Here is a 10,370-nt window from a genome sequence, read left to right as displayed (position 1 = left end):
AGAGAGAACGAATTTAACTCAGCGTACTCGAGTAAAAAGACTGAATAGAAAAACTATCAGTTATTCAAAATCCGAAGAAATGCACGATAAGGTGATAGGAACTTTTATTGAGCGTGAGTACTATTTTTGATATTCAATCTAACTATTTAATACATGACCGATATAATAACTAACCTACTGTTAATCTTATCAATAAAAATAAAAAGGCTACCTCAGGGTAGCCTTTTTGTATAAAAATAGCTTATTTTAAAACCAATTATGCTAATAACTCTTTTACTGCATCGCCAATGTCTGCAAGGCTACGAACCGTTTTCACGCCTGCGGCTTCCAGTGCAGCAAACTTCTCATCTGCTGTACCTTTACCACCCGCAATAATCGCACCTGCATGCCCCATACGCTTACCTTTAGGCGCAGTTACACCCGCGATATAAGCAACAACTGGCTTAGTCACATGCTCTTTGATATAAGCAGCAGCTTCTTCTTCTGCTGTACCACCGATTTCACCAATCATAACGATGGCTTCTGTCTGAGGATCTTCTTGGAACAGCTTTAGAATATCGATAAAGTTTGAACCTGGAATTGGATCGCCACCAATACCAACACAGGTAGATTGCCCTAATCCAGCGTCTGTAGTCTGTTTAACGGCTTCATAAGTCAGTGTACCAGAACGAGATACGATACCTACTTTGCCCGCTTTGTGAATATGACCAGGCATGATACCAATCTTACATTCATCAGGCGTAATCACGCCTGGGCAGTTAGGCCCAATCATGCGAACACCCGCTTGATCCAGTTTTACCTTCACTGTCAGCATATCCAACGTTGGAATACCTTCTGTGATAGTAATGATCAGCTTAATACCCGCCTCAATCGCTTCCAGAATGGAATCTTTACAAAATGGGGCTGGAACATAAATGACAGACGCGGTCGCACCAGTTGCATCGACAGCTTCACGCACTGTATTGAACACAGGCAACCCTAAATGCTCAGTACCACCTTTGCCCGGAGTCACACCACCAACCATTTGGGTGCCGTAAGCAATAGCTTGTTCAGAGTGGAAAGTACCTTGACTACCAGTAAAACCCTGACAAATCACTTTGGTGTTTTTATCGATTAAAATAGACATTATTTATTCTCCGCTGCTGCTACTGCCTGTTTGGCTGCGTCTGTCAAACTGGTCGCGGCAATGATATTTAAACCACTGTCTGCCAGTTTCTTAGCACCCAGCTCAGCATTGTTTCCTTCCAGACGAACAACTACTGGTACGTGAACACCCACTTCTTCCACCGCACCAATAATACCGTCAGCAATCAAGTCACAGCGGACGATACCACCAAAGATATTTACAAAAACAGCTTTGACATTTTCATCTGACAAGATGATTTTAAACGCTTCGGTAACACGCTCTTTCGTCGCACCACCACCTACATCAAGGAAGTTTGCCGGTGCACCGCCGTGCAGTTTAACAATGTCCATAGTTCCCATTGCCAAACCTGCGCCGTTCACCATACAACCAATGTTGCCATCCAGCGCAACATAGTTCAGTTCCCATTGTGCAGCCTGAGCTTCACGTGGATCTTCCTGTGAAGGATCGTGCATTTCACGCAGTTCAGCCTGACGGAACATGGCGTTGCCATCAGCACCCAGTTTCCCATCCAGACAGATAAGATCACCTTGAGTAGTGATAACCAGAGGGTTGATTTCAACCAGAGCCAGATCACGCTCCAGGAACAGATTTGCCAATCCCAAGAAAATCTTGGTGAATTGACCAATTTGCTTACCTGTTAAACCGAGTTTGAACGCCAATTCACGGCCTTGATACGGCATAGGGCCAGTCAGTGGGTCGATAATTGCTTTATGGATCAGCTCGGGCGTTTCTTCCGCCACTTTTTCTATTTCGACACCACCTTCAGTAGAGGCCATGAAGACTACACGACGCGTACCACGGTCAACAACAGCACCTAGATACAGCTCCTTGGCAATATCGGTTGCTCCTTCCACCAAGATCTGATGAACAGGCTGACCCTGTGCATCTGTCTGGTAAGTTACCAGTCGTTTACCCAGCCACTGTTCAGCAAAAGCACGGATATCTTCCTTGCTGTTGACGACTTTCACGCCACCAGCCTTACCACGGCCACCTGCATGAACCTGACATTTAACGACCCAAGGGCCTGAACCAATCTTGGATGCTGCTTCTTCTGCTTCACGTGGTGTGGTACAAGCATAGCCAGAAGGCGCAGGTAAACCATACCGTGCGAAAAGTTGTTTTGCCTGATACTCGTGTAAATTCATGATGTTCTATCCATAATTTAATATAAGAAAGGTAAATTACCTTCTATTTTGTTGCTCTGGATATGACCAGCCCGAAGGCTGGCCTGTATATACATTTTTACATCAACATCGTACTACTTCAGACTTGGCGGAATTCAACACTCTCCGCCGGTAGTGATGCTATACATCCAGCAACAAACGTGTTGGATCTTCCAGCATTTCTTTGATGGTCACCAAGAAGCCCACAGACTCACGGCCGTCAATCAGACGGTGGTCATAGGACAGTGCCAGATACATCATTGGGAGGATCTCAACCTGACCATTTACTGCCATTGGACGATCTTTAATGGCATGCATGCCAAGAATCGCGCTCTGTGGTGGGTTAATGATCGGAGTGGACATCAGCGAACCGAAAACACCGCCATTAGTAATGGTGAAATTACCACCAGTGAGTTCTTCAACGGTCAATTTACCGTCGCGGCCTTTGATAGCCAGCTCTTTGATGCTTTTCTCAATCTCAGCCATGCCTAATGCATCTGCATCACGCAATACTGGTGTAACCAGACCACGTGGAGTAGATACCGCAATGCTGATATCAAAATAGTTATGGTAAACCACGTCGGTGCCATCGATAGAAGCGTTAACTTCTGGGTAGCGTTTCAATGCTTCAACCACAGCCTTCACATAGAAAGACATAAAGCCCAGACGCATACCATGGCGTTTTTCAAATGCATCGCCGTATTGCTTACGCAATTCCTGAATTGGCTTCATGTTGACTTCATTGAAAGTCGTCAACATTGCCGTATTATTTTTCGCTTCAAGCAGACGTTCTGCTACACGCTTACGCAGACGAGTCATTGGAACGCGTTTTTCACTACGATGAGGCAGCAAAGATGGCTGTGCAGCAGGTTCAGATGCAGCAGGCTTATTGTTCTCTTTTTTATTCGCAGCAACATATTTTTCTACGTCTTCGCGAACAATGCGACCACCAACACCACTACCTTTAATTACAGCAGGATCTAAGTCATGCTCTGCAATCAGACGACGAACGGCTGGGCTAAGAGCATCATTATTTTCTTCTTCCAAAGAAGCGGTCTGGCGCTGGGCTGGTGTTGCTTCTGTTTTTTCTTTGATATCAGCAGGAAGGCCAGTGCTGTCACCCAAACGGATACGACCGATCAGCTGCTTAGACAGTACAGTGGCACCTTCTTCTTCCAAAATAGCTTCCAGAACACCTGCTTCACTTGCAGGAACTTCCAAAACAACTTTATCTGTTTCAATTTCAACCAGTACTTCATCACGCTTAATGGTATCACCTGGTTTTTTATGCCATGTTGCAACAGTGGCATCTGCAACGGATTCAGGAAGGTCTGGAACCAGAATTTCTACGCTACTCATTTTCTATCCTTATTTATTCAACGTTCAATGCGTCATCAACCAGTGCTTGCTGTTGCTTCTGGTGAACAGATGTATATCCCACAGCAGGGGAAGCAGACGCTGGACGACCTGCATAACGTAAAGAAGCCCCAAATGGGATCGCTTCACGGAAATTATGTTGACTGCAATACCAAGCCCCTTGGTTCAGTGGCTCTTCCTGACACCAGACGAAATCATGGACATGAGCATACTGCTCAAGCTGGGTTTGCAAATGCTGACGTGGGAATGGATACAGTTGCTCAATACGCACGATGGCAACATTGGTCTGTTCATTCTTACGACGCTGCTCCAACAAATCGTAATAAACTTTACCGGAGCAAAGTACAACGCGTTTAACATCTTTTGGATCTAAGGTGTCAATTTCACCAATCACTGGCTCAAATTTACCGTTAGCCAGTTCATCCAGACTGGATACTGCCAATGGATGACGCAACAGTGACTTAGGTGACATCACGATAAGCGGACGACGCATACCACGCAGAGCCTGACGGCGCAGCATGTGATAAACCTGAGCTGGGGTCGATGGTACACAAACTTGCATATTCTGCTCGGCACACAGTTGCAGATAACGCTCCAGACGTGCTGATGAGTGCTCTGGCCCTTGTCCTTCATAACCATGTGGTAACAGCATAACCAGACCACACATACGGCCCCATTTTTGCTCGCCAGAGCTAATGAACTGGTCGATCACAATCTGAGCTACGTTAGCAAAGTCACCGAACTGAGCTTCCCAGATGGTCAAAGTACGAGGTTCTGTTGTTGCATAACCGTATTCAAACGCCAGCACTGCCTCCTCGGAAAGTACTGAGTCCCATACGTTAAACACACCCTGGCTATTGTGAACATTTGCCAAAGGCACATAAACAGAAGCATTGGTCTGATTATGAATAACAGCATGACGGTGGAAAAACGTACCGCGCCCTGCATCTTCACCTGAAAGACGTACAGGAATACCTTCATCAACCAGCGTCGCGTAAGCCAGTGTTTCCGCACCACCCCAGTCAAACAATTTATTGCCGTTAGCCATTTCTGCACGGTCGCCATAAATTTTTGCAACACGTGAATGCATTTCTACTTCGTTAGGGATAGTGCTAAGGCGCTTACCGAGGTCTTGCAGACGTTTCATATCTACTTTATGTGGATACTCTTCATCCCATTCGTGATTCAGGTACGGTTCCCAAGTGAATGAATGCAATCCCATTGGACGCCATTCATCAACCACACATTCACCGTGATCCAGTGCGTCACGATACAGATTAACCATCTCAGTGACATCGTTGGCAATCAGCAAGCCTTCTGCGACAAGCTTATCAGCATAGATTTTGCGTGCTGTTGGCTGTTTTTTGATTTTCTGGTACATCAGTGGCTGAGTTGCACTTGGCTCATCAGCTTCGTTGTGACCATGACGACGGTAGCAAACCAGATCAATCATGACGTCACGTTTGAAGGTATTACGGAAATCAAGCGCCAAACGAGTAACAAAGGCAACGGCTTCCGGATCATCCGCGTTAACGTGGAAAATCGGTGCCTGAACCATTTTCACAATATCAGTACAGTATTGTGTTGAACGCGCATCTTTCGGATTAGAAGTAGTAAAACCAATTTGGTTATTGACCACAATGCGGACAGTACCACCAACTTCATAACCACGAGCCTGAGACATGTTCAGTGTTTCTTGAACAATCCCCTGCCCTGTTACAGCCGCATCACCATGAATGGTGACTGGCAGAACCATGTTGCTACGACCTTCATCAAGGCGATCACGGCGAGCACGAACTGAACCGATAACAACAGGGCTGACAATTTCAAGGTGAGACGGGTTAAAGGCCAATGCCAGATGCACCAGACCACCTTCAGTTTCAAAATCAGAAGAAAAACCTTGGTGGTATTTTACGTCACCCGTACCGAGGTGTTCTTTATGTTTGCCTGAAAACTCATCAAACAAATCAGAGGGTTTTTTACCCAATAAGTTGACCAGAACGTTGAGGCGACCACGGTGGGCCATGCCCATAACAACTTCACGGGTATCCTGTTTACCAGCGTGGCGAATCAGCTCTTTCAGCATAGGGATAAGTGCATCACCACCTTCCAAAGAGAAACGTTTCGCCCCTGGGAATTTAGCACCTAAATAGCGCTCTAAGCCTTCCGCTGACGTTAACTCCCTCAGGAACCGACGTTTTTCTTCTTCATTGAACTGCGAACCTACTGCCACAGATTCCAGACGTTGTTGAATCCAACGCTTTTCTTCCGTATTGGTGATATGCATATATTCCGCACCAATCGAGCCGCAATAAATGCGTTTCAGCGCGTCATATAGATCAGTCAATTTCATGGTTTCTTTACCAATGGCAAAAGAACCCACATTAAATGTTTCTTCGAAATCCGCTTTTGTTAAATTATGGAAAGCAGGATCGAGATCAGACACTGGTTCCTGTTTCCATAATCCCAATGGATCGAGATTTGCATTTTGATGTCCGCGGAAGCGGAATGCGTTGATAAGCTGCAAAACCTTAACTTGTTTTGCATCCATTGCCGGATCGCTAACGGAAGTGTGGTAACGTGTGGCATCCTTTGCCAGACGACGGAAGTAATCACGTGTCTGAGAGTGAAGTTGTTCCCCGTTAAGTCCTACATCCGGTAATTGCTGGAAGATTTCTCTCCAACTTGCATCAACAGAGTTAGGATCGGTTATATAGTCTTCATAGATTTGCTCTATATAAGACTGGTTTGCACCAGCCAGAAAGCTCGAGTCCAGCCAGTCCTTCATTGCGCCGTTCTGCATTGTGATCCCTTAAGCTTTAAAAGCTTTAGTTTTCGCCGTGGTTAACAAATACCGCTTAATTAGCGGTGTTGATAAAAGGTTCATTTGGACGTGCTTAATGCATGTTCTTTAATTTGGGATTTCCTCCCCTTCAAGGAACCTTTAAAAACTGAATATCAGTTTTTAAAGGTTCCTTTTATTCAAAAACATGCGCCGTCATTAGCAGTAGGCAATTTACCATTTTTCATTCTTAATGCCCTCCATCAGTTTGATTTTTCTTTCAAAATTGTGGAGGGCAACATTATATGCGCTATTTACACACTATTTATGTATTATTTATACCCTTTAACATATTGGGTATATGTGCAACATTTCATTTATGCGCTGTGTTTCAGCAGCATAGATTTAATATGACCAATCGCTTTTGTCGGATTCAGCCCTTTAGGGCATACATTGACGCAGTTCATGATGCCGTGGCAACGGAAAACACTGAAAGCGTCATTCAGATTATCCAATCGTGAAGTTGTTTCTGTATCACGACTATCAATCAAGAAGCGATATGCCGCTAAAAGACCCGCAGGGCCAATAAACTTATCAGGATTCCACCAGAACGACGGACAAGACGTCGAGCAGCAGGCACACAAGATACATTCATATAGACCATCGAGTTTTTCGCGTTGTTCCGGTGATTGCAGGTGTTCACGCGCAGGGGGGTTTTTACCATCGTTAATCAGATAAGGACGGATTTTTTCATACTGTGCGTAGAATTGGCCCATATCAACAACCAAGTCACGAACCACTGGTAAACCAGGCAAGGGACGAATAACAATTTTCTTATTGCCACGACGCAGTGCAGAAACAGGTGTAACACAAGCCAAACCGTTTTTGCCGTTCATATTCACGCCATCAGAACCACAAACCCCTTCACGGCAAGAACGACGGAATGACAAAGTTGGATCTTGTTCTTTTAGCTGGATGAGCGCATCCAGCAACATCATGTCACGCCCTTCCTGTGCTTCCAGCGTGTAATCCTGCATGCGAGGTACATCGTCTACATCTGGATTATAACGATAAATTGAGAATTCAAGTTTCATAATCTATTTCTCCGCAACTGGAACATCAGTAACGCAATTAGTAAGAACGCACTTTCGGCGGGAAAGCTTCACGCAGTGTCGGCTGCATATTCACTTCGCGACGAGTCATGCTCTCAGTTTGCGGTAAATACAGGCTATGGCACAGCCAGTTAGCATCATCACGTTCTGGATAGTCAAAACGGCTATGAGCTCCACGGCTTTCAGTACGGAAATTCGCAGCAACAGCCGTTGAATAAGCTGTTTCCATCAGGTTGTCCAATTCCAGACATTCAATGCGCTGTGTATTGAATTCTGATGAAGTATCATCCAGACGAGCGTTTTTCAAACGTTCACGGATTTCTTTCAGCTCTTTCAGCCCTCTCGCCATTGCATCACCTTCACGGAATACCGAGAAATTGTGCTGCATGCAAGCTTGCAGTGCCTTACGGATTTCAACCGGATCTTCACCTGAACGAGTATTCTCCCAACGATTCAGACGATTCAGTGCAAGGTCAACATCAGATTCACTCGCATCACGGCTGGTTCCTTGTTCCATCAGACACTCTTTCAAATGCAGACCTGCGGAACGACCAAACACAACCAAATCAAGCAGTGAGTTACCACCCAGACGGTTAGCTCCGTGAACAGAAACACACGCAATTTCACCCACAGCAAACAGACCTGGAATCACCACATCTTCGCCTTTTTCGTTCACTGTCAGAGCTTGACCTGTGATCTTGGTTGGAATTCCGCCCATCATATAGTGACAGGTTGGAATAACTGGAATCGGCTCTTTCACTGGATCTACGTGAGCAAAAGTACGGGATAATTCAAGGATACCCGGCAAACGAGATTCCAGAACGTCTTTGCCCAAATGATCCAATTTAAGTTTAACGTGAGGACCCCATGGGCCTTCACAGCCACGACCTTCGCGGATTTCGATCATCATAGAACGAGCGACAACATCACGGCCAGCAAGATCTTTAGCATTTGGTGCGTAACGCTCCATGAAGCGCTCACCATCTTTATTCAACAGATAGCCACCCTCACCACGGCAACCTTCTGTTACCAGAACGCCTGCACCAGCAATACCCGTTGGGTGGAATTGCCACATTTCCATGTCTTGTACAGGAACACCTGCACGCAAGGCCATACCAACACCGTCACCAGTATTGATATGCGCATTGGTTGTCGATTGGAATATACGACCCGCACCACCTGTTGCCAGAATGGTCGCCTTAGCTTTGAAATAAACTACTTCACCAGTTTCAATACAGATAGCAGTACAACCAACAGTCGCGCCATCCTGATTTTTTACCAGATCCAGTGAATACCATTCAGAGAAAATAGTCGTGTGATTCTTCAAATTATGTTGATATAGGGTATGCAATAAGGCGTGACCGGTACGGTCAGCAGCAGCAGCAGTTCGGGCAGCTTGTTCGCCACCAAAATTCCTGGATTGTCCGCCAAATGGACGCTGATAAATACTGCCATCATCCAGACGTGAGAATGGCAACCCCATGTGTTCCAATTCTAAAATAGCTTCAGGGCCTGTCTTACACATGTATTCGATGGCATCTTGGTCACCGATATAATCGGAGCCTTTTACCGTATCATACATGTGCCACTCCCAGTTATCTTCATGGGTATTGCCCAGAGCAACAGTAATTCCACCCTGTGCTGAAACGGTATGGGAGCGGGTTGGGAATACCTTGGAAATCAAGGCACAAGATAAACCCATTTGTGAAATTTGCAGTGCAGCACGCATACCTGCGCCACCAGCACCAATAACAACAGCGTCAAACTCTCTTACTGGCAGTTTCATTTATGCACCCCACACAACGATTGTTCCGTAAATCAAATAAGTCAACAGCGCCACAATGATCACCAATTGCAGCACCAAGCGCAGTACAAGTGGTTTGACATAATCTGTCAGCACCTGCCACATACCAATCCATGCATGAACCAGAATGGAAAGCAGCGCCAAAACTGTAAACACTTTAGTGAGGGATGAAGAGAAGAAACCACGCCAGACTTCATAGGTAATATCTGACGTTGTTGCGATAAAACCAACGAGATAGAGGACATACAAAACAATAACAATCGCAGATGCACGTAACAGCAGCCAATCCTGAATGCCTGTACGACCCAATGCGGATGCGTTGCTTACCATAATAATACTCCCGCCAGAATAGACAGAATAACCGCAATGACTATTGCTACTTTGGCAGAAGCACTACCGGTAGCAAGATTTTCTTCCAAGAAACCAAAATCCATTAACACATGGCGAATGCCTCCACAGATGTGGTAAGCCAGAGCCGTCAATATCCCCCACAGGATAAATTTGACGAAAAAGCCAGTCATGATTTCAGATGCTTGTAGGAAACCCTCCTGCGAAGACAATGACATACCTAATAACCACAGCAGAATGCCAACTGAGATAAAGGTGATGACACCTGAGATACGGTGCAAGATCGATGCTACTGCGGAGACGGGTTGGTTAATCGTCCGCAGATCAAGGTTGACAGGTCTTTGTTTTTTCACAATTTTGCCCACAAAGCTTTTTTTTATTTTCCATCCTCCGGTCCTGGGCGGGAATCAGACAGCGCTAAGAGGATACAAAGACACAACATAATTAAATTAACAATCCTTACGTGTTCATCAAAAGTTGTGATTTGATTACGCTGGACGCTCCTACATCAGGGTAATCCGGAGACCTTACGGAAGTATAAGTACTTCACATTGTTATTACAATTCCCACACAATATGATTGTTAACATTTAGCTTGAACAGTGAGAAAGATCACGCTTCAAACATTTTTCATAAAA

At 45.3% G+C, this 10,370-nt stretch carries 9 protein-coding genes; 1 reads left to right on the top strand and 8 read right to left on the bottom strand.

Annotation, left to right across the window (positions count from 1 at the left end; genetic code table 11):
• Positions 1-130 (top strand): IS1 family transposase (locus Xhom_RS08560; RefSeq protein WP_244590775.1); only part of this gene is annotated, 130 nt, incomplete at its 5' end.
• 126 nt (positions 131-256) lie between these two features.
• Here the strand turns inward: Xhom_RS08560 and sucD are convergent.
• The 8 genes from sucD to sdhC form a co-directional block, all read right to left on the bottom strand.
• Positions 257-1,126: a succinate--CoA ligase subunit alpha gene (gene sucD, locus Xhom_RS08555; RefSeq protein WP_069316513.1), complete on the bottom strand. Its 870-nt coding sequence runs from the start codon at positions 1,124-1,126 to the stop codon at positions 257-259.
• A complete protein-coding gene (gene sucC, locus Xhom_RS08550; protein WP_069316514.1) occupies positions 1,126-2,292 on the bottom strand; it encodes an ADP-forming succinate--CoA ligase subunit beta in 1,167 nt (388 codons plus the stop codon). The genes sucD and sucC overlap by 1 nt, the downstream gene beginning before the upstream one ends.
• A gap of 159 nt (positions 2,293-2,451) precedes the next feature.
• Positions 2,452-3,669, bottom strand: a complete 1,218-nt coding sequence (gene odhB / locus Xhom_RS08545) for a 2-oxoglutarate dehydrogenase complex dihydrolipoyllysine-residue succinyltransferase (RefSeq protein WP_069316515.1) — start codon at positions 3,667-3,669, stop codon at positions 2,452-2,454.
• A 13-nt stretch (positions 3,670-3,682) separates the two neighbouring features.
• Entirely contained in the window at positions 3,683-6,490 is a 2,808-nt protein-coding gene (gene sucA / locus Xhom_RS08540) for a 2-oxoglutarate dehydrogenase E1 component (RefSeq protein WP_069316516.1), read from the bottom strand.
• Between the two features lie 356 nt (positions 6,491-6,846).
• Positions 6,847-7,563 (bottom strand): succinate dehydrogenase iron-sulfur subunit, encoded by a 717-nt coding sequence (locus Xhom_RS08535; protein WP_069316517.1) that lies wholly within the window; start codon positions 7,561-7,563, stop codon positions 6,847-6,849.
• A gap of 37 nt (positions 7,564-7,600) precedes the next feature.
• On the bottom strand, positions 7,601-9,367 hold the full coding sequence (gene sdhA, locus Xhom_RS08530) for a succinate dehydrogenase flavoprotein subunit (RefSeq protein WP_069316518.1): 1,767 nt from the start codon (positions 9,365-9,367) through the stop codon (positions 7,601-7,603).
• Positions 9,368-9,715 (bottom strand): succinate dehydrogenase membrane anchor subunit, encoded by a 348-nt coding sequence (gene sdhD / locus Xhom_RS08525; protein WP_069316519.1) that lies wholly within the window; start codon positions 9,713-9,715, stop codon positions 9,368-9,370.
• Entirely contained in the window at positions 9,709-10,098 is a 390-nt protein-coding gene (gene sdhC / locus Xhom_RS08520; RefSeq protein WP_069316520.1) for a succinate dehydrogenase cytochrome b556 subunit, read from the bottom strand. The genes sdhD and sdhC overlap by 7 nt, the downstream gene beginning before the upstream one ends.
• Positions 10,099-10,370 lie beyond the last annotated feature (272 nt).

The organism is Xenorhabdus hominickii (genome assembly GCF_002632725.1).
Classification (GTDB): Bacteria; Pseudomonadota; Gammaproteobacteria; order Enterobacterales; family Enterobacteriaceae; genus Xenorhabdus; species Xenorhabdus hominickii.
This window is presented reverse-complemented; position numbering and strand designations above follow the sequence as displayed.

Excerpts from the sequence above, each read along its gene's own strand:
- sucD (WP_069316513.1), bottom strand. The coding sequence starts at position 1,126 with ATGTCTATTTTAATCGATAAAAACACCAAAGTGATTTGTCAGGGTTTT.
- sucC (WP_069316514.1), bottom strand. The coding sequence starts at position 2,292 with ATGAATTTACACGAGTATCAGGCAAAACAACTTTTCGCACGGTATGGT.
- odhB (WP_069316515.1), bottom strand. The coding sequence starts at position 3,669 with ATGAGTAGCGTAGAAATTCTGGTTCCAGACCTTCCTGAATCCGTTGCA.
- sucA (WP_069316516.1), bottom strand. The coding sequence starts at position 6,490 with ATGCAGAACGGCGCAATGAAGGACTGGCTGGACTCGAGCTTTCTGGCT.
- Xhom_RS08535 (WP_069316517.1), bottom strand. The coding sequence starts at position 7,563 with ATGAAACTTGAATTCTCAATTTATCGTTATAATCCAGATGTAGACGAT.
- sdhA (WP_069316518.1), bottom strand. The coding sequence starts at position 9,367 with ATGAAACTGCCAGTAAGAGAGTTTGACGCTGTTGTTATTGGTGCTGGT.
- sdhD (WP_069316519.1), bottom strand. The coding sequence starts at position 9,715 with ATGGTAAGCAACGCATCCGCATTGGGTCGTACAGGCATTCAGGATTGG.